This is a genomic window from Sulfuriferula sp., from assembly GCF_054605375.1.
The window spans coordinates 26035-51115 of sequence record NZ_JBTSEG010000016.1; the positions used below are offsets into that span (position 1 = coordinate 26035).

Below are 25081 nucleotides of genomic sequence, written 5' to 3' on the forward strand. Positions count from 1 at the left end.
ACATTACAAGTACCAATGCCATGTTGATTATTCCTGCAATTGACTTGAAAGACGGACACTGCGTGCGTCTTAAACAGGGCCTCATGGAAGAGGCTACCGTATTTTCGGAAGACCCTGCGGAAATGGCGCGGCATTGGCTGGCACAAGGTGCACGCCGCCTGCATCTGGTCGACTTGAATGGTGCCTTTGCAGGTAAGCCAGTCAATGAAGGCGCGATTAAAGCCATCGTGGATGCGGTAGGCGAGGATGTGCCGGTACAACTGGGCGGCGGCATCCGTGACCTGGATACCATTGCACGTTATCTGGATGACGGTATCCGCTATGTCATCATCGGCACGGCAGCAGTGAAAACACCTGGTTTTCTGCACGATGCCTGTAACGCTTTTCCAGGTCATATCATCGTTGGGCTGGATGCCAAGGAAGGTAAAGTAGCGGTGGATGGCTGGTCAAAAATGACGCATCACGATGTGATTGATCTGGCGAAAAAATTCCAGGATTACGGTGTAGAAGGCGTGATCTATACAGATATTGGCCGGGATGGCATGCTCTCCGGGGTCAATATCGAGGCAACGGTAAAACTGGCACAGGCCTTGACCATTCCCGTGATTGCCAGTGGCGGCATTACCAATCTGGACGACGTTCGCTATCTGTGCGCAGCTGAAAAAGAAGGCATCATGGGCGCAATCACCGGCCGTGCCATCTATGAGGGAACGCTGGATTTCGCTGCTGCGCAGAAACTCTCCGACGAATTGTCAGAAGCATAATGGGGCTCGCCAAGCGTATTATTCCCTGTCTCGACGTGACCGCTGGCCGGGTGGTCAAGGGCGTCAATTTCGTTGGCCTGCGCGACGCTGGTGATCCGGTGGAAATTGCCCGTCGCTATGATCGCGAAGGTGCAGATGAACTGACTTTTCTTGATATTACCGCCAGTTCCGATCAGCGTGATTTGATATTGCACATTATCGAGGCTGTGGCGGCAGAGGTATTCATCCCGTTGACGGTCGGCGGAGGCGTGCGCGAAGTTAGCGACGTGCGACGTCTGCTCAATGCGGGTGCTGACAAAGTCAGTATCAATACTACCGCCGTTATCCACCCCCAGATAGTAGCCGACGCAGCTGCTCACTTCGGGTCGCAATGCATTGTGGTAGCGATAGATGCGAAGGCTGGCAGCGATGGAAAATGGGAGGTTTACACCCATGGCGGACGCCGCGCTACGGGCCTGGATGCGGTGGAATGGGCGCAAAAAATGCAGGATTTGGGCGCCGGCGAAATCCTTTTAACCAGTATGGATCGGGATGGAACCCGGAGCGGGTTTAACTTGCCGCTGACGCGCGCAGTGTCAGATGCAGTGAAGATACCGGTCATTGCCAGTGGCGGCGTGGGCAATTTGCAACATTTGGCGGATGGCGTGATCCAAGGCCATGCTGACGCAGTGCTGGCGGCCAGTATTTTTCATTTTGGCGAATATACTGTGAATGAAGCCAAGTTGCACATGATGCAAAATGGGATTGAGGTCAGATTGTGAGCGTGTCGGACAATTGGTTGAACAAGGTGAACTGGACAGCAGATGGTTTGGTGCCCGCGATTGCACAGGATGCCGGTGATGGCGCAGTTTTAATGGTTGCGTGGATGAACCGGGAGGCTTTGAAGCGTACTGTGGAAACCAGTGAGGCGGTATATTGGTCGCGTTCACGTAAAAAGCTATGGCACAAAGGAGAAGAATCTGGTCACGTCCAGAAGGTAAAAGAAATTCGCCTGGATTGCGACCAGGATGTGATTTTGCTCAGGGTTGAACAAGTGGGCGGGATTGCCTGTCACACAGGACGGCATGACTGTTTTTTCCAGAAGTTTGAAAATGGTCAATGGGTGACCACGGAACCGGTGCTGAAGGATCCTGCGGAGATCTATCACAAGTGAGCGATATTCTCGAACGCCTTGGTGCGACGCTGGAAGCCCGAAAAGCAAGTGCTGCGGACTCATCGTATGTCGCCAGCCTGTATGCCAAGGGCCTGGATGCGATGTTGAAGAAAATCGCTGAAGAAGCAGCCGAGACCATCATGGCCGCCAAGGATGGTGACCCGAAAAAGATCGTATATGAAACAGCGGACTTGTGGTTTCATACTTTGATTTTATTGGCTAGTCAGGGTCTTGGCCCACAGGATGTTCTTGATGAATTGGCACGGCGTGAAGGTGTATCCGGGCACATCGAAAAATCGGCGCGGAGCAAACAATGACGGACTGTATTTTCTGTAAAATTGCGGCGGGTGAACTACCCAGCAAAAAAGTCTTTGAAAATGACGAGTTGCTTGTTTTTCATGATATATACCCGGCGGCGCCTGTACACTTGCTGATTATCCCAAAGTTGCATATCGCTTCATTGGTGGAATGCGAAGCGCAACATGAGGGGCTGCTTGGCCGCATGTTGTTGCTGGCCCCTGAGCTGGCTCGCAAGCATGGGCTGAATGACGGATTTCGTACTACGATCAATACAGGACGTGGTGGCGGGCAGGAGGTATTCCATCTGCACGTACACGTATTTGGCGGTGGTAAGATGCCGCACTTATCTTAAACAAGGAGACTAATCATGGGCAGCTTCAGCATTTGGCATTGGCTAATCGTTCTGGCTATTGTGCTGGTGGTATTCGGCACCAAGAAACTGCGCAATATTGGTGGCGATGTGGGTGGCGCGGTAAAGAGCTTCAAGGAGGCTATGAAGGAAGGCGAACAGAACAAAGTTGACAGCCCCGCCAGTCATGGTCAGACAATTGAGGGCGAAGTTAAAGAAAAAACCAAAGTCTGAGCGTAATTTTGCGCAGGTTGAATTATGTTTGATATTGGATTCTCCGAGCTGGCAGCGATCGGTGTGGTTGCACTGATTGTGATTGGCCCAGAGCGATTGCCCAAGGTTGCGCGCACTGCCGGGCATTTGCTTGGACGTTTGCAGCGCTATGTATCGACCATTAAATCCGACATCAGCCGTGAAATGGAGCTGGATGAATTAAAAAAAGCCGGCGAGCAATTCAAGCAGAGTCTGGAGCAAACGGAAAATAAGATCAGCACAGAAATAGCCGATGCGGAAAAAGCCATTAAAGGAATCGTCCCTACAGAAGCCGAAACTTCCAACGCTGTAGCGCATGATCCGGCCGTAGCGGAGACTCCTTTTATTGATTCACCTCAAGCTGAACTGGAATTGGAACCCGTCAGTTCACCGCAGCCTGGCCACAGCATGACCGACACCAATAAATCCAAAGTATGAGCAACACCACTTCGCAGGAAACATTCATCTCCCATCTGATCGAGTTGCGCGACCGCCTGTTGCGCTCGATTATTGCTGTGATTCTGGTATTTCTTGCCTTGTTTCACTGGGCAAACAAGCTTTATACGCTACTGGCTGAGCCGCTATTGCACGCCTTGCCCAAGGGGGGGCAGCTCATTGCCACCGAGGTAACTGCACCGTTTCTGGTGCCCGTCAAAGTAACCTTGATGGCGGCTTTCCTGATCGCTTTGCCCTACGTGCTGTACCAGATATGGGCGTTTATTGCGCCAGGTTTGTATTCGCACGAAAAGCGTCTGGGCGTGCCGCTCATTGTCGCCAGCGTGGTGCTGTTTTTCTGCGGTATGGCGTTCGCTTATTTTCTGGTCTTTCCGGTGGTGTTTGGTTTTATAACCGGCGTTGCGCCCGTTGGGGTGGCGGTGATGACGGATATCAGTAAATACCTTGATTTTGTGATGACCATGTTCCTGGCTTTTGGCATGACTTTCGAAGTGCCGGTCGTGGTCGTAATACTGGTCAAAATTGGTGTCGTGAACGTTGCCAAGTTACGCGAAATTCGGCCTTACGTGATTGTGGGCGCATTTGTCGTTGGCGCGATTCTGACACCGCCAGACGTCATTTCACAAACCATGCTTGCCGTGCCATTGTGGTTGTTGTACGAGTTGGGCATCATTGCGGCCAGTTTTATTTCCAAAACAAAACCAGTCGAGTCCGAGATTTATCATCCTCTTTCCGAAGAGGAAATGGATCGCGAACTGGATGGGATCGATTTGGATCCGGACGCCAAGCGTCGCGAAAAATAATTTCTAACGCTGGGTTGCTTACTCGGTTTCCCCGCCTATTCCCCTATTCTATTGCTGTTCGTAAAGTTCCTGGCAGGCCCAAGCTGCTTGGAAATCGGAATGCACTTAAATTGTGCAATTAATTTATTAATGCACATTATTAGTGCTCATTATTGTTATATTTTTTAATATAAATACTCATCTATTTGTTATTAAAAGAATAAATATTTTGGTTCAAAAATTGCTTTAGAAGTTCGGATTTATATTTTGGAGGCGATATGGAAAATTTAAAAAATTCCAGCGACGTACTGTTTATCCTGCTGGGAGCCATTATGGTTCTGGCAATGCATGCCGGCTTTGCTTTTCTCGAACTGGGAACAGTGCGCAAAAAAAATCAGGTAAACGCACTGGTAAAAATACTGACTGATTTTTGTATATCCACGATGGCCTATTTTTTTATTGGCTACAGCATTGCCTACGGCGTGACTTTTTTTAGTGGTGCTGAAGTGCTGGCAGCCAAAAGCGGCTACGAACTGGTTAAATTCTTTTTCCTGCTGACTTTTGCGGCGGCGATTCCGGCGATTGTTTCAGGCGGTATTGCGGAACGTGCCAAATTTATTCCGCAACTTGCGGCAACATTTGCGCTTGTTGGTTTTGTTTACCCGTTTTTCGAGGGCATCGCCTGGAATAATCATTATGGTTTTCAGAATTGGTTGAAAACCAGTTTTGGCGCCAATTTTCATGATTTTGCAGGTTCTGTGGTGGTGCATGCAGTAGGGGGCTGGATTGCCCTGGTAGCCGTGCTGCTGCTGGGTGCTCGGCATGGACGTTATCGTAAGAATGGCGAGATCGCTGCGCATCCACCTTCCAGTATTCCTTTTCTGGCGCTGGGTGCCTGGATTCTGATAGTGGGCTGGTTCGGATTTAATGTAATGTCAGCACAAACCATAGACAAGATTACCGGATTGGTTGCAGTGAATTCGCTCATGGCCATGGTCGGTGGCACGCTGGCTGCGCTGGTTTTTGGGCGTAATGACCCGGGCTTTATCCATAATGGTCCCCTGGCAGGTCTGGTAGCCATTTGTGCCGGGTCGGACGTGATGCATCCTTTGGGAGCGCTGGCAACGGGTGCCATCGCCGGTGGATTGTTTGTGTGGATGTTCACCATTACCCAGAATAAATGGAAGATAGATGATGTACTGGGGGTGTGGCCATTGCATGGTTTATGCGGCACATGGGGAGGCTTGGCTGCCGGAATATTCGGAATGAAGGCACTGGGCGGACTCGGTGGTGTTTCTTTCATGTCCCAGCTGTTGGGTACCCTGCTGGGTATCGCCGTTGCTTTGATCGGTGGTTTTATAGTTTATGGTTTGCTGAAAGTGTTTGTGGGGATACGTCTCAGCCAGGAGGATGAATTCAATGGCGCGGACCTGGCCGTGCACAAGATTTCTGCGACCGCAGAACGCGAAACAAGCTGGTGATCAATTAACTAGCGGCCTGCCGGCCGCCATTTCGCATCTGTGCTGCAAGGTGCAGAGATACTCAGTCAGGCGACAGCTTGCTTATGCGCGCAGTGAGGGCACGATACACCCATCACATAGTCTGCGGTGAGCTGCTCTTCCGGCGTCAGTATGCTGCGGCAGGCAAAGCACATATTGGTTTGCGTTGGTTTGAGTTCGCCATTGAGCGCGACGCGTTTGTCGAACACGAAACACTCGCCGTCGTAGTGTGCTGCGCCGCATTCCTCGAAATATTTGAGTATGCCGCCTTCCAGCTGATACACCTGATTGAAACCCAGGCCAGCCATGAATGGGGCCGCTTTTTCGCAGCGGATACCGCCGGTGCAAAAGGTAACGATGGGCATGTCGCGATAGTTCTTGAGTTGCTCAGTCGCCGCTGCAAAATCACCAAAACTATGTAGTTTGAGATTCACGGCATTTTTAAATGTGCCAACCTGGTATTCAAAATCGTTGCGGGTATCCACGATGATGAATTCGCGGCCTTCGTCATACCATTGTTTCAGTTCGCTGGCTGGAAGCTGCGGTGCAGGGTGACTGGTCCGGTCGAAATCGGGCTGATGGAAAGTGATGATTTCTTTTTTCAGCTTGACCAGCATGCGGTTAAACGGCATCTCGTCTGACATGCTGCGTTTGATGGCGATATCGGCAAAGCGCGCATCCGTGGTGAGCCAGTCAATAAAGGCTTCCAATTCCGCTGCAGCGCCGGCCAGGAACATATTGATGCCCTCAGGCGTGAGCAGCACGGTACCCTTGAGCCCGCGCGTTCGTTCACGAAAGGTCTCGCGCAGAGAGGGGAGGTCTTCCAGTGGCACAAAACGGTAAGCAGCGATGTTAAGAATGGCTGGCATGATTCGGAGATTCAACAGCTTATAAACAGACGGTATTATACCCTGCCGCAACCGGGTAAAATCAGCGGATGCCTGATCCCCAATTTATCCATCTCCGCCTGCATTCCGAATATTCCATCAGCGACGGCATTGTGCGCATCGACGACGCGGTACAGCGTGCTGTAGCGGATGCCATGCCAGCACTGGCCTTGACCGATCTATCCAATTTATTCGGGATGGTGAAGTTTTATCAATCCGCACGCAGCCAAGGGGTCAAACCCATTCTGGGTTGCGACGTGTGGATCAGCAATGATGCCGATCGCGACCGGCCCAGCCGATTTTTGCTGCTGGCGCAAAACCGGGACGGTTTTCGATGCTTGTCTGAATTGTTAACCCGCGCCTACCGGGAAAACATGTACCGCGGCCGTGCGGAACTGCGCCAGGCATGGTTTGGTGAAAGCGGTACCATCGGGCTGATTGCCCTGTCCGGCGCGCAACTGGGTGATGTTGGGCAGGCGCTGCTGGCCGGCAATAATGATACCGCGCAAGCAGCAGCGAGCCGCTGGGCGGCGTTGTTTCCGGATCGTTATTATCTGGAAATCCAGCGCAGCGGCCACGCAGAAGCTGAAAACTGTTTGCAGGCCACATTGCCGCTGGCACTGACGCTGGATTTGCCGGTAGTGGCCACCCATCCAGTTCAGTTCCCCACTCGCGAGGACTTCAAGGCGCACGAGGCACGCGTGTGTATTGCCGAAGGCGCATTATTGGCCGACCGTCGCCGTCCGCGCTTATTTACCGAAGAACAGTATTTTAAAACCCGGGCGGAAATGGCAATACTATTCGCCGATATTCCTGAAGCGCTGGTCAACAGCGTGGAAATCGCCAAACGCTGCTCGCTGAGTATGGAACTCGGCAAAAGCATGCTGCCGCAATTCCCTACGCCGGCTGGCATGACGCTGGACGAGCACCTGAGGGAACGTTCCCAGCAAGGCCTGGCCGAACGTATGACGGTGTTGTACCCGGATGCGGGTGAACGCAACCAGCGTTATCCTGAATATCAGGAGCGCCTGGAATTCGAACTTGGAACCATTATCCAGATGGGTTTTCCGGGTTATTTCCTGATTGTGGCGGATTTCATCAACTGGGCTAAACATAACGGCGTACCGGTGGGGCCGGGGCGTGGTTCCGGTGCGGGTTCCCTGGTTGCGTATGTGCTCAGCATTACCGATATTGACCCTATCCCGTACGACTTGCTGTTTGAGCGTTTCCTGAACCCTGAGCGTGTGTCGATGCCCGACTTCGACGTGGATTTCTGTCAGGATGGGCGCGAACGCGTCATCAACTACGTCAAGGACAAGTATGGGCGTGAGGCCGTATCGCAGATCGTGACCTTTGGTACCCTCGGTTCCAAATCAGTGATCCGCGACGTCGGGCGTGTGCTCGACATGCCGTATCTACTGTGCGACCAGCTCTCCAAACTGGTGCCCATCGAGGGGGTCAAGCCGGTTTCGTTGCAAAAAGCGCTGGAAACCGAGCCGCAGCTCAAGGACCGTTACGACAACGAAGAAGATGTGCGCGAGTTGTTCGACTTGGCGCAGAAGCTCGAAGATCTGACCCGCAACGTCGGCATGCATGCAGGCGGGGTATTGATCGCGCCGGGCAAGCTTACCGATTTTTGCCCGCTCTACATTGCCGAAGGCTCGGATTCTGCGGTATCGCAATTCGACAAGGATGACGTCGAGAAAGCGGGTCTGGTGAAATTCGACTTCCTGGGCCTGCGCACCTTGACCATTCTTGATTGGGCGATGCGTTATGTGGCTGCATTGTCGCCCGATGGCAAAGCACCATTCAGCCTGGAAACCCTGCCATTGAATGATCGGCGCAGCTACGCGCTGTTGAAGGCTTGCAATACCACAGCGGTATTCCAGCTCGAATCGCGCGGCATGAAAGACCTGATCCGGCGCCTGCAGCCGGATTGTTTCGAGGATGTAGTGGCACTGGTGGCGTTGTTTCGTCCCGGCCCGCTGGAATCGGGCATGGTGGATGACTTCATCAACCGCAAGCATGGCAAGGCACGGGTGGACTATATGCACCCGACATTGGAAGATACCCTCAAGCCCACTTATGGCGTCATTGTTTATCAAGAACAGGTGATGCAGATCGCCCAGGTCATGGGCGGCTATACGCTGGGGTCCGCCGATTTGCTGCGTCGAGCCATGGGCAAGAAAAAAGCCGAAGAGATGGCCGAGCACCGCGATATTTTCGTCAACGGTGCGGTAGCCAAAGGAATTGACGCCAAACAGGCTACTTACATTTTCGATCTGATGGAGAAGTTCGCCGGCTATGGCTTCAATAAATCCCACTCGGCTGCTTATGCACTGGTGGCTTATCACACCGCCTATTTGAAGGCGCATTATCCGGCGGCATTCATGGCGGCGACTTTGTCGGCAGATATGGACGCCACCGACAAGGTAAAGAATTTTTACGAAGATACCCTGACCAATGGTCTGGAAGTCTTGCCGCCGGATATCAATCTGTCCGGCTACCGCTTTGCTCCGGAGAACGCCAAGCAGATTCGCTACGGTCTGGGTGCCATCAAAGGCACCGGCGAGGCAGCGATCAGTGCCATTGTGGCAGATCGCGAAAAAGATGGCCCATTTAAAGACCTGTTTGATCTTGTGCGGCGCGTGGATAAACGCAGTGTCAACCGCCGCACGCTGGAATCACTGATTCGGGCGGGAGCGTTCGACAGCATAAACGATCATCGCGCGGCGTTGCTGGCTTCGGTCGGTATGGCGCTGGAACTGGCTGAGCAGGCAGCGGCTGATATCAATCAGGTTAGCCTGTTTGGCGATCTTGACAGCCATCCTGACAACCAGCCTGGCCTGGCTGATGTGCCCCGCTGGCATGAGAAAGAAAAGTTGTTGCAGGAAAAAACTGCGCTGGGATTTTATTTCAGCGGCCATCCGTTCGATGCCTATGCACCGGAACTGGCCGGGCTGGTCAAGTTGCGCCTTAAGGATGTTGTACCCGGCCCTAATCCGGTATTGCTGGTGGGGATTATCTCTGCGTTGCGCACACAGATGACACGGCGCGGAAAAATGGCTTTTGTACAGTTGGACGACGGAAGCGCAGTACTTGAAGTTCCGGTTTTCAATGAGGTATTCGAACGCCATCGGGAGTGGCTCAAAGAAGACCGTCTGTTGCTGGTGGAAGGCAAAGTGTCCAAGGATGATTACTCTGGTGGCGTACGGATCATGGTGGACAAGTTATACGACCTCACTACAGCTCGTACCCGATATGCAAAATCGCTCAAACTTGCCATGAACGGGCAATCCAGCGCCAATCGACTATTGGATATCCTGCAACCTTACCGTATCGATGAGGGTGGCTGTCCGGTAAGGATTGAATATCATAACGGGGACGCCCGATGTGAACTTGCGCTGGGGGACAAGTGGCGGGTCGCACTGCACGATGGTTTGCTGGAAGGGCTGAATGGCTGGTTAAGCAGGGAGAATGTTTTAGTCGAATTCTGAGTTGGTTTCTTCTTGTTTAAAACGGGTGGCTAGTTCACTCGTTTTTTATTTATTCAATAAATCAAATGGATAAGGTCTAATGATGCGTGTGGCTGCTGAATATTTCAAAAAATAATTGACAAGAAAGTAATTATATTAGAAAATACTTATAACGCTGATCTTCAGCTCTTTCCCAAGAGCTCAGTGTTGTCTCCTCCTCCTCCTTAATAAGAGGATTTCGCCCGGCAGCGATTACGCGCCGGGCATTTTTTTGCCTGGAATTCCTGAATAATTGATCGGTACTGCGGGGCAATATCTGGGGCCATCCTTTGCTCAGGCCCTGCTGTGCCGGCTCGGTTTACCGTCAGGCAATCTGAGTTTCGCCTGGGTGGGCATGCTTGATCGCAAGGTTGTATATATGCAATAAATCCTCTTCATTTACATCAATGTAGGATTGTATTTCGGAAAGAGCGTAAACCAGATCACTGTGGCGGATCAGATATTTTTCCGGTAGATGAAGATGGGATTCCACTTCTGCCGCATGCGCCGCCTGTTTGGCGCGAAATAAATGGTTAAAGATTACCGCCACGACGACCAGGATGGCGGCATTCATCAAGACCGGGAACAAAATACATACTCCAATCCCAAGGCATGCACAGCCGGCCCACCCGTGACAGCAAAAAATGCGGTGGCACCACCCGGTGGGTGGATGCAGTGCAAATAATACATGCAGATAATGGCAAGTCCCACGGCTAGTGGTGCGGCGGCTGCTGTATAAGGTATGAACAATGCGCAAGCAATGCCGACCACGGCGGAGATCATGTGACCACCGAGCACAGCATAAGGCGCTGAGAAGGCGCTGTGGGGCACCGCAAAAAGCAGTACTGCGCTGGCGCCCATCGAAGCGACCAAAAGAATGGCATGGTGTCCGGGTGCAAGCTGACTTATCAGCAGGGTCAAAGCAATCCCAATGGTACCCCCCAAGCCTGAAATCCATTTTTCACGGTGGCCGGGCAAGGGGAGCTGATACAGGGAGGTGCTGCTGAATTTCTTCATGATACGTTTCATTAAGGGCCGGATTTCTCTTGAAGAGGAGTTGACGCTACTCGGGGATGGCCCATTAGCGGCAAAAAATGCGCGAATCAGGCCGGTTGCGGTGCATCCGGCTGATTCTCGGGGACTGCCTGGATAAAAGCAGGCTGGCTCATGCAATGGTGATAGATCGCCTGGATGCGTGGATAAGATGAAACATCACTCCCGGCGCGCGCCGCACTCCAGACTTGTGGAATCAGGCAGCAATCGGCGAGCGTGGGTGCAGGGCCGAAACAGTAGAGTGAACTGCCGTGCGCTTCAAGCAAGCGCTCCACGACTGTAAAACCTTGCTCTACCCAGTGACGGTACCAGGTATTTTTCTGCGCTTCGGTCACGCCGAGCGTATTTTTCAGATACAGCTGCACCCGCAGGTTGTTGACGGGGTGGATATCACAAGCAATCACATGGGCCAGTTCGAGCACCCTGGCGCGTTGAAGCGGATCTGCCGGAATCAGTCTTGGCTGCGGATAGCTGTTATCGAGATAATCAAGTATGGCCAATGATTGCCCCAGATTAAATTCATCATGAATCAGAGCCGGAACGCCACCCGAAGGATTACATTCGAGAAATGACAATTGGTGTTGCTCACCGGCACGCAGATTGACCGCTTTATATTCATAAGCGACACCCTTGAGAGCAAGTGCGATCCGCACCCGGAATGCAGTTGAACTGCTGAAAAAACTGAATAATTGCATCATATTTACTCCTGTCATGTGTCTCGGAATTGGAAATACCCGATCTGCTGTCGCGATGGGTGTTGTGTTGTCCGGAAAGCTGGCAATAATTTGATATGTCGCTGCTTAATGCCCCTTGTGATATTGCTCGAGCAAACGATGACGGTAAGCTTTGAGTAAATCGCTGCGAGTAAGCATACCCACCAGTTTTCCGGATTCGTTGATTACCGGCAGTCGGCCTACATCCCATGCGGACATCAGCTCGATGGCGACGGCCAGGCTGGCTGCTGCGCGTATCGTCAAAGGTTTGCGTTGAACCAGTTGCGAGAGCGTTGAGTGCGGAAGGTGACTGCCTTGGTAAAGATCTTTGCGAGTGAGCACGCCGACCAGTTTTTTCTCTTCGTTCACGACCGGATAGCCGTGATGCAGGGTGTCCGATGTGCCTTCTGCTAGCCATGTCTGTATTTTTTTCAGTGTATCAGTGGAAAGGAGGGTGACAACGGATTGATGCATATAATCGGCGACACGCATCTGCATGAAAACATCCGCACTGTAATCAACGGGTACGTTTACGCCACGCCGTGTGATCTTTTCAGTCATGATGGTTTGCTTCATCAACATGCTGGATATCAGATAGGCGGCGCTGCAACCGATCAATAACGGTAGCAGTCCCGCCATCTGCCAGGTGGCTTCCAATGCGAATACGATGGACATGAACAGTGCACGCGAAGCACCCGCAAAAATGGCTGCCATGCCGACCAGCGCAGCTAGCCGTGGATCCAGTGCCAAGCCGGGCAGGACGGCAGCAAAGATGTGGCCCAGAGACGCGCCCAGGCATGCGCCGACGGTCATCAGCGGCGCCAAGGTGCCGCCAGAAGTACCGCTGCCCAGCGATACCATCCATGACACTAACTTGGCCGCGCCAAGCATCCATAGTGTGGGACCGACCAGATTCCCGCTCAATGCATCGCTGATGTTGTCATAGCCAACACCCAGGCTACGCGGTGCGATGTACCCTATCAGCCCCACGACCACTGCCCCCAGTGCTGGCCACCACATCCAGTGCAGCGGCAGATGCTCAAAAGCATCTTCAACCGCATATACCCCACGCGTTACGCCAACTGATACCACACCTACAATGGCCCCCAGCAGTATGCAAGCAACCAGTGTTGGCACTGTTGGCCACGCCAGAGCGGGCATCGAAAAGAAAGGTGCAAAGCCGGTGAATAGGGCGCGTACGATGGCGGCGGTTCCGCAGGCTATTACTACGGGCAGCAAGGAGCGGGTGCGGAATTCGAATAACAGCAACTCGATGGCTAACAGCACGGCCGCCAGCGGTGTGCCGAATGTAGCCGCCATACCGGCTGCCGCACCCGCGGCCAATAAGGTTTTGCGCTCGTCCGCCGTAACTCGCACCCACTGACCTACCACTGAACCCAGCGCTCCGCCCGTCGCAATAATGGGTCCTTCGGCACCGAAAGGTCCGCCGGTACCGATGGAAATAGCTGCAGACAGTGGTTTCAGGAACAAAATTCGAGCAGGTATGCGACTACGATTGGTGAGTATTTGCTCCATCGCCTCCGGGATGCCGTGCCCGCGAATGGCCTGCGAACCATAGCGTGCCATGAGTCCGACAATCAGCGCCCCCACCACCGGTACCCCCACTACCCACAGACCCAAATGGTTGTTCGCCGGGTTGGCAGGATGCCAGCTCAGTTCACCGTAAAAAACCAGGTGGGTAATGAAACCAATCAGTGATATCAATCCCCGCGCTATGACAGCCGCAATAATGCTAATGCCAAAAGCCAGCGTACAGATAAAAAACATGCGCCGATCCATACCTGTGGCATGACCGGAAACATGGGCTACATCGAGTAATGGAGCTAGCGAGGGGGTGACGGGCAAGCCTTCGGTTGTGGACGCTATCCACTTGGTATGTTTGCGCATGACTCTCTCCTTGAAGGTGTAGTGCTTTCCTTCAGACGGTGGTGGGATAGTCCGCACACATCTCGGTTACGTACATTCTGGGGAATGTGTTGGTTAAAGCAATTCGAAAACCCAGCAGTCTAGAGTGCTTTTATTTATAAGAAAAACGAAATATTATGGGGCTTTATATCGGAGTTATCGATAGATGGATATTGAGCAGGCGCGGACGTTTCTTCAAGTGGTGGCTATTGGCAATTTCCAGGGGGCAGCGGAAAAGCTCCACGTTACCCAGTCCACGGTGAGTGCACGCATCCAGAATCTGGAGAGAAAACTGGGCGCAAAATTATTCACCCGAGGCAAGCAGGGTGCAAGCCTGACTGGCGCAGGGCAACGCTTTGTGCGCCATGCCCAGACATTGGTACGCACCGCAGATATTGCCAGACAGGATGTGGGGTTGCCGGAAGGTTATTCCGGTGGGCTGACAGTGAGCGGGCGAATCGCGCTATGGGAAAATTTTTTGCCGTGTTGGGTGGCATGGATGCGGGAAGTCGCGCCTTCCATTTCGCTGCGTCTTGAAATCGGGTTTGAGCAGGGGATTATGCATGGATTGGTACAGAACACACTGGATATTGGCTTGATGTATACCCCTGAATCGCGTCCGGGTTTGGGCCAGGAGCGGCTGTTTGATGAAACGCTGATCCTGGTGACCACCGATGGAATGCGTCCCTGGCCGGACCCGGGTTATATCCATGTGGATTGGGGCACCGAGTTTTTTCATCAGTTCTCCGTCCATTTCCCGGACCACCCGGCGCCGGCGCTCAGCGCCAATATTGGCTGGATTGGGATCCAGCAACTTTTAATGGCCGGTGGCTCGGCGTATTTACCGGTGCGTATGGTGCGAACACTCCTGGCCGAAAAACGTTTGCATCGCGTATCGAATTCGCCTCATTTTTCGGTGACGGCGCACATGGTGTACCCGCTATCGCGCAATGACGGCTTTCTTCAACAGGCGCTGGAGGGATTAAGGCGTTTGGGGCGCGATGAACGACGCATATCGATCGGCAAGGATGTTGTCAACTGATAGCTCCAAGACCTTATTTCACGCGCATACCTGGCACGGCGCCTTCATCCGGGGACAGGATATACAAACCGGGGGTTTCGCCCGAAGCAGCCAGAACCATCCCCTCCGAGATGCCGAATTTCATCTTGCGTGGGGCCAGATTGGCGACCATCACGGTCATGCGCCCAATGAGTTTTTCCGGATCGTAGGCAGATTTGATGCCGGCAAAAACATTGCGTGTTTTGCCTTCGCCAATATTCAGGGTCAGACGTATCAATTTGTCCGCACCTTCCACATGTTCGGCGTTGACGATTTTCGCAACCCGCAAATCAATCTTGGCGAAATCATCCACCGTAATGGTGTCAGCTATGGGAGCAATGACATGGCTTTGAGCTTCAGCGTGACGCGCCGGAGAATGCGTATCCTTACTGACTTCCAGGCTTTGCTGGTTGGCAGTTACCAGGGCATCAATCTGTTTTTGTTCAACCCGCGTCATCAAATGCTGGTACGAGTTGATACGGTGGCCGGTGAGCAGCGTACCGGCATCCGCCCAAGTCAATGCGGCGATATTGAGGAAGGCTTCCACTTCGCTAGAGAGCTTGGGCAACACAGGCTTGAGATACAAGGTGAGCAGACGGAACAGGTTGATACTGACCGAGCAGACTTCATGCAATAGCAGTTCGCTACCTTCCTGTTTGGCCAGTTCCCAGGGTTTGTTGTCGTTGACATACTGATTGACAAGATCGGTCAGGCGCATGATTTCGCGTAGTGCTTTGCTGTAATCGCGCGTCTCATAGCATTCGCCGATGAGCGTGTCAGCGCGTTGAACTTCATTGAGCAATTCAGAAGCAGGCAAGCTACTTGCCAGCTTTCCGTCAAAACGCTTGGTGATAAAACCAGCAGTACGACTGGCGATGTTGACGTATTTACCCACCAGATCGCTGTTTACCCGGGCGATGAAGTCAGTCAGATTGAGATCCAGGTCTTCCATGCTGCCGTTGATCTTGGCGGCGTAATAATAGCGCAGCCATTCCGGGTTCATGCCGCTGGACAGGTAACTTTCAGCCGTGATGAAGGTGCCGCGCGACTTGGACATCTTGGCACCGTTGACGGTAAGAAACCCATGCGCAAATACGCCACTGGGCGTCCGGTAACCAGCGTTCTTTAACATGGCGGGCCAGAACAGCGCATGGAAATAAAGAATATCCTTGCCGATGAAGTGATACAGCTCGGTGCTGCTATCCTTTCCCCACCAGGCATCGAAGTCCAGATATTTAGCGGTGGCGAGTTTTTTGAAGCTGGCCATATAGCCGATGGGCGCGTCCAGCCAGACATAAAAATACTTGCCTGGCGCATCGGGAATCTCGAAACCGAAATAGGGTGCATCACGCGAAATGTCCCAGTTTTGGAGTCCTGCCGTAAACCACTCGTCCAGTTTGTTGGCAGCCTCTTGCTGGAGCGCGCCGGAGCGCGTCCATTCGCGCAAAAACGCTTCGCACGCACCGAGCCTGAAAAAATGATGTTCGGATTCACGCCGTACCGGCGTGCTGCCGGACACAGCAGAGACCGGGTTGACCAGATCAGTGGGGGAATAAGTCGCACCGCATACTTCGCAGCCGTCACCATACTGATCCTGCGCGCCACATTTTGGGCATTGACCCTTGATGAAACGATCCGGCAGGAACATTTCCCGCACCGGATCATAGTATTGTTCGATGGTTTTTTTCTCGATCAACCCGGCTTCGCGTAGCTTCAGATAAACCGTGCTGGACAATTCACGATTTTCCTCCGAGTTGGTCGAATGATAGCTGTCGAAACCGACGTGGAAACCGGTGAAATCGCGCAAGTGCTCATCGTGCACGCGTGCGATCAATTGCTCCGGCGTGATGCCTTCCTTCTCGGCGCGCAGCATGATGGGCGTGCCGTGGGTGTCGTCGGCGCACACGTAATAGCATTCATGCCCGTGCATTTTCTGGAAGCGCACCCAGATATCGGTCTGGATGTATTCCACCAGATGGCCGAGGTGGATGGCGCCATTGGCGTAGGGCAGGGCGGAGGTGACGAGAATTTTGCGGGTCATGGGAGTCAATTTTTATTGAGACAATAGAGAGCTTATTGTTGAACGGTTATACGCGAAATTTATTTGAGTCCCATGGTCAAATAAGCTGACAGCACAATGCCGAGTACGGCAAGCAGCAGCGTGGAAAGCGCCGCCATGTTGACCCAGTAGCCGTGCGGAATTTCCACCGGTTTGAGAGTGCGTAGCACACGCCGGTACTGGATTACGGCCAGCACAGCCATCAGGCTGCCGAGCAGGATGAAACCCAGGCCCACCCAGAACGAGACACCGCGTTGCAGTTGCTGCGAAGCATGCGGCGCAAGCATATGCAGGAATAGACCAAAGCGCTCCACCACAAACCCGAATGCCATCAGCGTAAGGCAAGTGCGATTCCACGCCAGAAGGGTGCGCTCTGCGGCGAAAAACACGCGTGGGTCGTTGAGATCGGACACGGGGTTTCTAGCCAGCCAGTAATTGCGTCAGCACGAAGGGCAGAATACCACCGCTCTGGTAGTAGTCCACTTCGATCGGCGTATCGATGCGCAGTTTTACTGTTGTCGTATCGGTGGATCCATCTGCGCGGTGGATTGCCAGTATCACATCCTGCTGAGGCAAGATGCCGTTTTCCAGTCCGAGCAGATCGAAAGTTTCGCTGCCATCCAGTTTCAGCGTATCTGCGCCCATACCCTCCTTGAACTGACATGGCAGCACGCCCATCCCCACCAGATTGGCGCGATGGATACGTTCGAAGCTCTTGGCGACCACGGCTTTCACGCCCAGCAGGCGTGTGCCTTTGGCCGCCCAATCGCGGCTGGAACCGGTGCCGTATTCTTCACCAGCAAAGATCATCAGCGGCGTGCCGGCTGTTTTATATTGCATGGCTGCATCGTAGATCGCCATTTCAGTGCCGTCTGGCTGGTGTTTGGTTACACCGCCTTCACTGCCTGGCAACATCAGATTTTTGATACGAACGTTGGCGAAAGTGCCGCGCATCATGACCTCATGGTTGCCGCGGCGGGCACCATAGCTGTTGAAGTCGGTGCGCTCAATACCATGCGCCAGCAGAAATTTACCAGCGGGGGAGCTGGGTTTGATCGAGCCTGCCGGGCTGATGTGGTCGGTGGTGACGGAGTCGCCAAACACCGCCAGCGCGCGCGCGCCCAGGATCACGCCGCTGTCGCCTGCGGCACCGTCAAAAAACGGCGGCTGCTGGATGTAAGTGGAATCATGCTCCCATTCATAAACTGCGCCGGTTGGTGCGGGCACGGCTGCCCATAACGGGTTTTCGGAGTTGAAATCCGCGTAAAGCTTGCGGTAGGTATCCGGGTTGGTCGCGGTGCCCATCACTGCGGAAATTTCGTCGAGAGACGGCCAAATGTCCTTGAGATATACTGGCGCGCCGTCGCTGCCGGTTCCGAGAGGTTCCTTGGACAGGTCCTTGTTCATGGTGCCGGCAATGGCATAGGCAACCACCAGTGGTGGGCTCATCAGAAAATTGGCCTTCACGTTCTGATGCACGCGCGCTTCGAAATTGCGATTGCCGGAGAGCACAGAAGCAGCAATCAGATCGTTATCGGTAATGGCGGTTTCGATAGCGGCGGGCAGGGGGCCGGAGTTACCGATGCAGGTGGTGCAGCCGTAGCCTACCAGCTTGAATCCCATGTCTCCCAGCGCATCCATCAGGCCGGCGGCCTGCAGATATTCGGTTACCACGCGTGAACCGGGACCAAGCGATGTCTTGACGTGGGGTGATACGGTCAGACCTTTTTCCAGTGCCTTCTTCGCCAGCAGCCCGGCGGCCAGCATGACGCTGGGGTTGGAGGTATTGGTACATGAGGTGATTGCAGCAATGACCACATCGCCATGTCCGAGTGAGCCGCCTTGCGCCGCTGTGTAGATCGCATTGCTGGCAAGATGGTCGGGCGTCGGGCGGTTGTCTACCATCTCGCGTTCGATTACTACTGCCGGATCGGTGCCGCCCGCAGGCAAGGCATCCGCGTTTTGCACGCCGCCGCCTGATATGTCCGTACCGGCTGGCGCGGGTGTAAGGGCAACACGTTGCGTCAGTTCGGTAGTCGTCTTGCCATAGCCACCTTCGGCAACCGGTTTGACGAACAGCCCGGCAAAGCTGTTTTTGACATGATTCAGTTCAATCCGGTCCTGCGGACGGCGTGGCCCGGCTACACTGGGTACCACGCTAGCCAGGTCAATTTCAAGTACTTGGGAATAGTCGCAATCGCCCGTATCCGGAATCCCGAACAAGCCCTGTGCCTGGAAATAATTACGGATTGTAGCGACGTGTTCCGCACTGCGCCCGGTGGCGGCGTAATAAGCACAGGTGGCCTCATCCACCGGGAAGAAACCCATGGTTGCGCCATATTCCGGTGCCATATTGGCAATCGTGGCGCGATCGGGTAGCGACAATGCAGCGGCTCCCATACCGAAAAATTCGACAAACTTGCCCACGACCTTGGCTTTGCGCAGCATTTCGGTGACTGTCAGCACCACATCGGTAGCGGTCACGCCTTCACGAATCCGGCCGGTGAGATTTACACCCACAACGTCTGGTGTAAGGAAATAAACGGGTTGTCCGAGCATTCCAGCTTCGGCCTCAATGCCGCCCACACCCCAGGCGGCGATACCCAGACCGTTGATCATGGTGGTATGCGAGTCGGTGCCCACCAGGGTATCCGGGTAATGTATGCCATCCTTTTCCATAACGCCGCGCGCCAGGTATTCCAGGTTGACCTGATGCACGATACCAATGCCGGGTGGCACGACCTTGAAGGTATCGAATGCCTGCATGCCCCATTTCAAAAACTGGTAACGCTCGCGGTTGCGGATGAATTCCAGTTGCATGTTCTTTTGCAGTGCGTCGGGCTGGTTGAATACGTCCACCTGAACGGAATGGTCAACCACCATATCCACAGGCACCAGCGGTTCGATCATTTTCGGGTCTCTGCCAGCCTTCGCTGTAGCCGAGCGCATCGCTGCCAGGTCAGCCAGGAGTGGCACGCCGGTGAAATCCTGCAACAGAATACGCGCGACTACAAAGGGAATTTCCTCGGTGCGCGGACCATTGGGCTGCCAGTTGGCGAGTTGGCGGATGTGCTGTTCGGTAATTTTTTTACCATCACAATGGCGCAGCACCGCTTCCAGCACAATGCGGATGGATACCGGCAAACGCGAGATTTTCCCTATCCCGGCAGCCTCCAGTGCGGGGAGCGAGTAAAACTTCCCCATGCTGCCATTACCGAGCGGGAATTCGGAGAGCGTGTCGAACAACTGGTGAGGTGCGTGCATGGTAAAAAAGCCCGGAATCCAAATGTCATGATTTTACCGTACTTTGCGAAACGAAAAAGTCGTGCTGACGAAAACTGCATGGAATAAGCCTCAATACCGATTGATACACATCGCGGTGCAAGACTTTTGTACGATGAGCATTGCAAATATTTTTTTGTTTATACGGGTTTATTTACGCCGAAATATTTTTGTGATACGACTGGCAGTGCGCATGTGCGCCGGCGGACAGATCCATCCCAACTCCAGGAGAAAATGATGAATGCAGTAGTGGAATTCCAGCAATACGATAATACTAATTTTGAGCAGGTACGTACCCGTTTTGATGAGGAATACGGTATTGCCTGGTCATTTATGCGACCCGAACCCAGGCCGTGTTTCACCAAGACAACACTACAGAACTTGCTTGAACACCATACCTATCATGAAAATCTGAAAGGTCCCACCGTTTCGAATGGCAATTTTCAGCAGACAAACTACCTGGTTTTGGCATCGGACTTACCGGGCGTATTTAACCTGGGTGGTGATCTGGCCGCGTTCGGTGACGCAATCAGGACTCAAACGCGTCAAGAACTATTGAGCTATGCCAGATTGTGTATCGACAACGTTTGGACGCTCTATAACATGCAGGCCCCGATCACGACGATTTCCCTGGTTCAGGGACAGGCGATGGGAGGAGGATTTGAAGGTGCGCTTTCGACGCATATCATGATTGCGGAAAAAAGCGCTCGTATGGGCCTGCCGGAAGTGTTATTCAATCTTTTTCCCGGCATGGGTGCATTGAGCTTTCTGTCGCGCAAGATCGGGATGCGAGCAGCCGAAGCCATGGTGCGCTCAGGTAAGGTCTACACAGGAGAAGAACTGTACGAGATGGGCGTGGCAGACGTGCTGGCGGAAGATGGACAGGGTGAAAAAGCCCTGTACGACTGGGTACGTAAAAATCACCGTTCGCTGAATTCTTTCCAGGCTATTCAACGTGCCAAGCAACGTGTCAATCCACTCACGATAGAAGAATTGTACGAAATCACCGAGATTTGGGTTGATGCGGCGCTACGCTTGAGTGAACGTGATCTCAAGATCATGGAACGTCTGGTACGGGCGCAGAACCGTAAAGCGGCGGATCCGGTCATGGAGCAGGCGATGACCGCATGAGGTCTCAGCGCGTGGCTGTCTGTCGTCGGCTGAGATAATCTTCGATGGCAGTCCGCGCGGCTATATAGTCTGTTCTTAACAGGCCAACCATCGCGACACCGCGAAAGCGCAGTTCGCCCGGGTCTGCCTGATCTATGGTTTCCGCGCGACTGAAGACGCCTCGGGCGCCGATGCTCAGGCTATTGCCCTTAAGCGCGTGACAATGGTCGCGTAGTACACCGTATTGTTTGTGTTTGATTGCATGTTCAATTTTGTCCAGCAATTCGCCTGAATCGCGCAGGTAATTGCGTAACAGGCGTTGTACAAACAAGGTATCTCCTGCACCCAGAATTTCCAGCTCGCTGAGTGTGGCGGCATCCAGCACCGGATTCGTTTGTGTGCTGACTTGAGCTGAATGGCGAGTCATACCCCCCATGACGGTATTCAGCCAGTTTTCCGCAGTTGTGGCGGGCATACCCAGCAGATTTGCAATGGTGTTAAATAATGTCGATGCATCCACCGGTTTGTTCAGGAATGCATCAAATCCGGCTTCCCTGCCTGCCTGGCGCGCGCCAGGCGTCGCATCCGCGGTAAGTAGTATAAAACGGGTGTGGGTATCGTCCGGGTGCGTGAAGCGGTAAAGCTTCAAGGCATCCGTTCCGCTCATGCCAGCCATATTGAGGTCGGCGATGACCAGGTCGAAACTCGCCTGCTCAAGCTGGTCGAGTAATTCTTCACCATTCGTGGTCAGAGAAGTCTGGTGGCCAGCCAGTTCCAGCAAGCGCAGCAATATTTTCTGGTTGGTCGCATCATCCTCGCTGATCAGGATGCGCAACGAACTGCCAAGACTGGCATCCCGTGTAGCGTGTACCTGGACGGTTTGGGTATCGTCGGGCTCGGTCTGTAGCGTTTTTTCCAGCGCGATGTCAAACCAGAAACGGCTGCCCATATTTTCCGCGCTTTCGAATGAGAGTCGTCCACCCATGGCTTCCACCAGATGCTTGGTGATCGTCAGCCCCAACCCGCTGCCGCCAAACCGGCGGGTGGTAGAAATATCTGCCTGGGTGAAACTTTCAAAGATTTTCCCTTGTGCGCTGGTGGGAATGCCTACACCTGTATCAGCGACTTCAAAGCGCAGCTTACAGTGAAGCTCGTTTTCTTCGAGCATGGTGACGGCTACGCTGACACCACCCTGTTCGGTGAATTTGATGGCGTTACCTACCAGATTGGCGAGCACTTGTTGCAGACGGTGGGGATCACCGTGTAGCGCGTCCACCGCGGTTTCAATATGGGTATCCAGACGGATGTGCTTGGCTTCCGCTTGGGATTGAAAAATCTTCACCGTTTCTTCCAGCAGTTTATTAACGGAAAAGCCGGTGTGATCGAGAGTCAGTTTGTCATCTTCGATTTTGGCGAAATCCAGTACATTATTCAGCAGGGATACAAGTAGCCTGGAAGAACTGTCGAGCGTGTCAAGTAGATCCCGTTGTTCGCTATTAAGCGGGGTGGCTTTAAACAGGGTGCCGATGCCGATAATGCCATTGAGCGGCGTGCGAATCTCGTGGCTCATGTTGGCCACAAAACGGGTTTTCGCGGCATTGGCTTCTTCGGCTTTTTTCTTGGCCTCGTTCATGCGTCCAATCAGGGCGGCAACATAAATTGGCAAGACGACCAACATCACCATTACGCTATAGCTAATGGGCGGGTGGTTTTTCCAGTACGGGGTGACCAGAATAACAGCGCCGAGGCCCGCAATACTCAATATCTGGGAGTGAAACAGATATTTTTTTCCGTAGCGAAATCCGTTGCCAAATATGACCCATAAATAAACACCCACCAGCAGCACACCGACTTCACCGGTAAAGGCGATCAGTAACGTGACAGTGCCTATGTCCACCCAGGCCCCCACCAGGCGGCGTATGGCAGAGGGTTTGCAATTGTATAGAATGGATACGATCAGTGCCGCAGAAAGTACCAGGAAGGAGCTGAGAACGATAAACGAGATAGTCTCGTTGCGGCTAAGTGTGGCCTGGGTGAAGTAGTAATACAGTAACAGGTAGGCAAAAACGGCTATTCCCATACCCAGCCGTACCAGCGACTGTTCCAGTTCGACCCTGTCGCAATGGACAAGGTGATCGGTGGTCCGGATTTTGATTTTTTCCAGTATGGTCATTGTCTGCCAACTTTACTGTGTTGTGTATTGCCGCCTGCCATTCTCGAGCAAGGTCCGGGCTATTTTCGACAACTGGGATGCGCGCGCGGGTTTGGTCAGGCAGGCTGTGACACCTGCCGCCAGCAATTGTCGATGAATATTGTCGTCTTTTAGCGCCGTTACCACAATTATCGGACACATGAGCCCGGTTCTTGAATTGCGTAAGGTATTGATGAAATGGATCCCGTCCATTTGATACATCCGGTAATCGGTCACAATCAGGTCTACCTGTTTTTGACCCAGCCAGTTGAGAGCGGTCTTGGGGTCGGTCATGGATACGATGCGTAAATCCATGGCGAGGGATTTCATTATGGCAGTATGAATTGCCACCACCATAGGCTGGTCATCAATGATGAGCACGGTCTGGCGATAGCTAGGGGCACTGCGTATATTGCGGACTGACATGGGGCTAAAAAGTTCGAAAGAACATAAATTCGGGGAGGTAAAGGATACCAGCATCATGGCGCAGATTTATATAGCCTGACACACGAAACTTAGTCCGGATCGGCAAATTCCAGTTGTATTTTTTGTACGGCTGCACCCAGTGTAAGCATGATTTTCACCAGTTCGGGATCGAAATGCCGGCCGCTTTGGGTGAGAATATACTGCATGGCTGATTCAATGCTCCAGGCGGCCTTGTAGGGTCGTACCGAAGTGAGGGCATCCAGCACATCGGCGATTGCCACGATGCGTGCGGAGAGAGGTATCTCCTGACCGGAAATACCATAGGGATAACCCGATCCGTCATAGCGTTCATGATGAGCCAGGGCAATTTCCCCACCCAGCCGCAAGTATTTGGATGGGCTGTTTTCGAGAATGTCGTGACCAATTACCGGATGCTGACGCATGATGGCGCGCTCTTCTTCCGAAAGCGGCCCATTCTTGCGCAGGATGCTGTCCGGTATGCCGATTTTTCCAATGTCATGCAGTGGTGCGGCAAGTTCGATGAGTTCAGCCTCTTCTTCAGATAACCCGAAAGCTTCCGCCAGTATGCGGCTATAGCGCGACATGCGTAGCAAATGCCTGGCCGTATCGGTATCGCGATATTCGCCGGCACGGGCAAGACGCATCAAGGTTTCCTTTTCGCGGCGGTGGATTTCTTCAGTGGCCTGGACCACCCTGGTTTCCAGCAAACGGCTATGGTCTTCCAGCGCGAGCTGTTGCTGGCGTAATGTCAGCAGATTCCGGCAGCGGGACAGGCACTCGCGCATATCCACAGGTTTGGTCAGGAAATCGGTCATCCCGGCGTCCAGCGCGGCATAACGCGTTTCCATATCCTGCTTGATGGTAATCATGATGACCGGGACAAGCTGGTAACCGGGTAACAGCCGCAAGCGCTTGATGAACTCGACGCCATTCATGTCTGGCATTAAATAATCCGCCAATACCAGATCGGCGGGCTGGGTGACTGCCCAGGCCAATGCTGCCGAGGGTGACGTTTCTTCATGTACGGTAATGCCGGGACCAATACCGCGTACCACCTGGGCGAGGATGGTACGGCTGGTCGCCTGATCATCCAGGATCAGGACGGTGCCTGTTGCGGGCAAATCGAAATTGGTCATAATGCCGTCTTGGTGGAGATTCGACATGGGGATGCCATTCATATTAATGTTATCGGCAAGGCTGGTTGAAGCTTTATTCCATCTGGCGGTTTTACTTGCTGTCACATACATAACGATTGGCGGTCTCGGAAATTATTATGTAACCAT

Annotated in this window: 23 protein-coding genes; 12 read left to right on the forward strand and 11 right to left on the reverse strand. The window is 53.2% G+C overall.

Annotated elements, in window-relative coordinates; all coding sequences use genetic code 11:
• Positions 1-20 precede the first annotated feature (20 nt).
• The 9 genes from hisA to ACYCZJ_RS10275 all read left to right on the forward strand — a co-directional run bounded on the left by hisA (position 21) and on the right by ACYCZJ_RS10275 (position 5537).
• Positions 21-764 (forward strand): 1-(5-phosphoribosyl)-5-[(5-phosphoribosylamino)methylideneamino]imidazole-4-carboxamide isomerase, encoded by a 744-nt coding sequence (hisA, locus tag ACYCZJ_RS10235; RefSeq protein WP_461554116.1) that lies wholly within the window; start codon positions 21-23, stop codon positions 762-764.
• The gene (hisF, locus tag ACYCZJ_RS10240) at positions 764-1525 is read left to right on the forward strand and encodes an imidazole glycerol phosphate synthase subunit HisF (protein WP_461554117.1); all 762 of its coding nucleotides are present in this window, start codon (positions 764-766) and stop codon (positions 1523-1525) included. Before hisA ends, hisF begins: the two co-directional genes overlap by 1 nt.
• A 2-nt stretch (positions 1526-1527) precedes the next feature.
• A complete protein-coding gene (gene hisI, locus ACYCZJ_RS10245) occupies positions 1528-1917 on the forward strand; it encodes a phosphoribosyl-AMP cyclohydrolase (protein WP_461554160.1) in 390 nt (129 codons plus the stop codon).
• A complete protein-coding gene (locus tag ACYCZJ_RS10250; RefSeq protein ID WP_461554118.1) occupies positions 1914-2234 on the forward strand; it encodes a phosphoribosyl-ATP diphosphatase in 321 nt (106 codons plus the stop codon). Before hisI ends, ACYCZJ_RS10250 begins: the two co-directional genes overlap by 4 nt.
• Complete coding sequence (locus ACYCZJ_RS10255; RefSeq protein ID WP_461554119.1) at positions 2231-2569, forward strand: histidine triad nucleotide-binding protein; 339 nt, start codon at positions 2231-2233, stop codon at positions 2567-2569. Before ACYCZJ_RS10250 ends, ACYCZJ_RS10255 begins: the two co-directional genes overlap by 4 nt.
• A 15-nt stretch (positions 2570-2584) precedes the next feature.
• Positions 2585-2800: a Sec-independent protein translocase subunit TatA gene (gene tatA, locus ACYCZJ_RS10260; RefSeq protein WP_461554120.1), complete on the forward strand. Its 216-nt coding sequence runs from the start codon at positions 2585-2587 to the stop codon at positions 2798-2800.
• A 24-nt stretch (positions 2801-2824) separates the two neighbouring features.
• Positions 2825-3256 carry a Sec-independent protein translocase protein TatB gene (tatB, locus tag ACYCZJ_RS10265; RefSeq protein WP_461554121.1) on the forward strand — a complete coding sequence of 144 codons (432 nt, stop codon included), beginning with the start codon at positions 2825-2827 and terminating at the stop codon, positions 3254-3256.
• Entirely contained in the window at positions 3253-4077 is an 825-nt protein-coding gene (tatC, locus tag ACYCZJ_RS10270; RefSeq protein ID WP_461554122.1) for a twin-arginine translocase subunit TatC, read from the forward strand. Before tatB ends, tatC begins: the two co-directional genes overlap by 4 nt.
• 257 nt (positions 4078-4334) lie before the next feature.
• A complete protein-coding gene (locus ACYCZJ_RS10275) occupies positions 4335-5537 on the forward strand; it encodes an ammonium transporter (protein WP_461554123.1) in 1203 nt (400 codons plus the stop codon).
• Between the two features lie 65 nt (positions 5538-5602).
• Here the strand turns inward: ACYCZJ_RS10275 and ACYCZJ_RS10280 are convergent, their stop codons facing one another.
• Positions 5603-6424: a sulfurtransferase gene (locus ACYCZJ_RS10280; RefSeq protein ID WP_461554124.1), complete on the reverse strand. Its 822-nt coding sequence runs from the start codon at positions 6422-6424 to the stop codon at positions 5603-5605.
• A gap of 68 nt (positions 6425-6492) precedes the next feature.
• Here ACYCZJ_RS10280 and dnaE point away from each other — a divergent pair, with 68 nt between their 5' ends.
• On the forward strand, positions 6493-9939 hold the full coding sequence (gene dnaE, locus ACYCZJ_RS10285; protein WP_461554125.1) for a DNA polymerase III subunit alpha: 3447 nt from the start codon (positions 6493-6495) through the stop codon (positions 9937-9939).
• Between the two features lie 343 nt (positions 9940-10282).
• Here dnaE and ACYCZJ_RS10290 read toward each other — a convergent pair whose 3' ends face one another.
• From ACYCZJ_RS10290 to ACYCZJ_RS10305, 4 genes are all read right to left on the reverse strand, one after another.
• Complete coding sequence (locus ACYCZJ_RS10290) at positions 10283-10531, reverse strand: hypothetical protein (protein WP_461554126.1); 249 nt, start codon at positions 10529-10531, stop codon at positions 10283-10285.
• Complete coding sequence (locus ACYCZJ_RS10295) at positions 10531-10974, reverse strand: HPP family protein (protein WP_461554127.1); 444 nt, start codon at positions 10972-10974, stop codon at positions 10531-10533. The genes ACYCZJ_RS10290 and ACYCZJ_RS10295 overlap by 1 nt, the downstream gene beginning before the upstream one ends.
• Before the next feature lie 86 nt (positions 10975-11060).
• Positions 11061-11708 carry a maleylacetoacetate isomerase gene (maiA, locus tag ACYCZJ_RS10300; RefSeq protein WP_461554128.1) on the reverse strand — a complete coding sequence of 216 codons (648 nt, stop codon included), beginning with the start codon at positions 11706-11708 and terminating at the stop codon, positions 11061-11063.
• 102 nt (positions 11709-11810) lie between these two features.
• The gene (locus tag ACYCZJ_RS10305) at positions 11811-13631 is read right to left on the reverse strand and encodes a chloride channel protein (RefSeq protein ID WP_461554129.1); all 1821 of its coding nucleotides are present in this window, start codon (positions 13629-13631) and stop codon (positions 11811-11813) included.
• A gap of 184 nt (positions 13632-13815) precedes the next feature.
• Between ACYCZJ_RS10305 and ACYCZJ_RS10310 the strand changes: the two genes are divergently transcribed.
• On the forward strand, positions 13816-14691 hold the full coding sequence (locus ACYCZJ_RS10310; RefSeq protein WP_461554130.1) for a LysR family transcriptional regulator: 876 nt from the start codon (positions 13816-13818) through the stop codon (positions 14689-14691).
• Between the two features lie 13 nt (positions 14692-14704).
• Here ACYCZJ_RS10310 and metG read toward each other — a convergent pair whose 3' ends face one another.
• From metG to acnA, 3 genes are read right to left on the reverse strand one after another with little or no spacing between them, the layout of a single operon-like run.
• Positions 14705-16750, reverse strand: a complete 2046-nt coding sequence (gene metG, locus ACYCZJ_RS10315; RefSeq protein ID WP_461554131.1) for a methionine--tRNA ligase — start codon at positions 16748-16750, stop codon at positions 14705-14707.
• 59 nt (positions 16751-16809) lie between these two features.
• The gene (locus ACYCZJ_RS10320; RefSeq protein ID WP_461554132.1) at positions 16810-17181 is read right to left on the reverse strand and encodes a YidH family protein; all 372 of its coding nucleotides are present in this window, start codon (positions 17179-17181) and stop codon (positions 16810-16812) included.
• Positions 17182-17188: 7 nt separating this feature from the next.
• Positions 17189-20032: an aconitate hydratase AcnA gene (gene acnA / locus ACYCZJ_RS10325; RefSeq protein WP_461554133.1), complete on the reverse strand. Its 2844-nt coding sequence runs from the start codon at positions 20030-20032 to the stop codon at positions 17189-17191.
• Positions 20033-20158: 126 nt separating this feature from the next.
• On the opposite strand from acnA, the gene ACYCZJ_RS10330 reads away from it, so the two are divergent.
• The gene (locus ACYCZJ_RS10330) at positions 20159-21181 is read left to right on the forward strand and encodes a crotonase/enoyl-CoA hydratase family protein (RefSeq protein ID WP_461554134.1); all 1023 of its coding nucleotides are present in this window, start codon (positions 20159-20161) and stop codon (positions 21179-21181) included.
• A gap of 4 nt (positions 21182-21185) precedes the next feature.
• Here the strand turns inward: ACYCZJ_RS10330 and ACYCZJ_RS10335 are convergent, their stop codons facing one another.
• The 3 genes from ACYCZJ_RS10335 to ACYCZJ_RS10345 all read right to left on the reverse strand — a co-directional run bounded on the left by ACYCZJ_RS10335 (position 21186) and on the right by ACYCZJ_RS10345 (position 24961).
• Positions 21186-23333, reverse strand: coding sequence for an ATP-binding protein (locus tag ACYCZJ_RS10335; RefSeq protein WP_461554135.1), 2148 nt, complete (start codon positions 23331-23333; stop codon positions 21186-21188).
• A gap of 12 nt (positions 23334-23345) precedes the next feature.
• Positions 23346-23777 carry a response regulator gene (locus ACYCZJ_RS10340; RefSeq protein ID WP_461554136.1) on the reverse strand — a complete coding sequence of 144 codons (432 nt, stop codon included), beginning with the start codon at positions 23775-23777 and terminating at the stop codon, positions 23346-23348.
• 89 nt (positions 23778-23866) lie between these two features.
• Complete coding sequence (locus ACYCZJ_RS10345) at positions 23867-24961, reverse strand: HD domain-containing phosphohydrolase (protein ID WP_461554137.1); 1095 nt, start codon at positions 24959-24961, stop codon at positions 23867-23869.
• Positions 24962-25081 lie beyond the last annotated feature (120 nt).

Bases quoted from the DNA above. Each gene is read 5' to 3' on its own strand.
- dnaE (WP_461554125.1), top strand. From the start codon at position 6,493: ATGCCTGATCCCCAATTTATCCATCTCCGCCTGCATTCCGAATATTCC.
- ACYCZJ_RS10255 (WP_461554119.1), top strand. From the start codon at position 2,231: ATGACGGACTGTATTTTCTGTAAAATTGCGGCGGGTGAACTACCCAGC.
- ACYCZJ_RS10345 (WP_461554137.1), bottom strand. From the start codon at position 24,961: ATGTCGAATCTCCACCAAGACGGCATTATGACCAATTTCGATTTGCCC.
- acnA (WP_461554133.1), bottom strand. From the start codon at position 20,032: ATGCACGCACCTCACCAGTTGTTCGACACGCTCTCCGAATTCCCGCTC.
- metG (WP_461554131.1), bottom strand. From the start codon at position 16,750: ATGACCCGCAAAATTCTCGTCACCTCCGCCCTGCCCTACGCCAATGGC.
- ACYCZJ_RS10290 (WP_461554126.1), bottom strand. From the start codon at position 10,531: ATGAATGCCGCCATCCTGGTCGTCGTGGCGGTAATCTTTAACCATTTA.
- tatA (WP_461554120.1), top strand. From the start codon at position 2,585: ATGGGCAGCTTCAGCATTTGGCATTGGCTAATCGTTCTGGCTATTGTG.
- ACYCZJ_RS10275 (WP_461554123.1), top strand. From the start codon at position 4,335: ATGGAAAATTTAAAAAATTCCAGCGACGTACTGTTTATCCTGCTGGGA.
- ACYCZJ_RS10310 (WP_461554130.1), top strand. From the start codon at position 13,816: ATGGATATTGAGCAGGCGCGGACGTTTCTTCAAGTGGTGGCTATTGGC.
- ACYCZJ_RS10280 (WP_461554124.1), bottom strand. From the start codon at position 6,424: ATGCCAGCCATTCTTAACATCGCTGCTTACCGTTTTGTGCCACTGGAA.
- tatB (WP_461554121.1), top strand. From the start codon at position 2,825: ATGTTTGATATTGGATTCTCCGAGCTGGCAGCGATCGGTGTGGTTGCA.
- ACYCZJ_RS10340 (WP_461554136.1), bottom strand. From the start codon at position 23,777: ATGTCAGTCCGCAATATACGCAGTGCCCCTAGCTATCGCCAGACCGTG.
- tatC (WP_461554122.1), top strand. From the start codon at position 3,253: ATGAGCAACACCACTTCGCAGGAAACATTCATCTCCCATCTGATCGAG.
- ACYCZJ_RS10305 (WP_461554129.1), bottom strand. From the start codon at position 13,631: ATGCGCAAACATACCAAGTGGATAGCGTCCACAACCGAAGGCTTGCCC.
- hisF (WP_461554117.1), top strand. From the start codon at position 764: ATGGGGCTCGCCAAGCGTATTATTCCCTGTCTCGACGTGACCGCTGGC.
- maiA (WP_461554128.1), bottom strand. From the start codon at position 11,708: ATGATGCAATTATTCAGTTTTTTCAGCAGTTCAACTGCATTCCGGGTG.
- ACYCZJ_RS10295 (WP_461554127.1), bottom strand. From the start codon at position 10,974: ATGAAGAAATTCAGCAGCACCTCCCTGTATCAGCTCCCCTTGCCCGGC.
- hisA (WP_461554116.1), top strand. From the start codon at position 21: ATGTTGATTATTCCTGCAATTGACTTGAAAGACGGACACTGCGTGCGT.
- ACYCZJ_RS10335 (WP_461554135.1), bottom strand. From the start codon at position 23,333: ATGACCATACTGGAAAAAATCAAAATCCGGACCACCGATCACCTTGTC.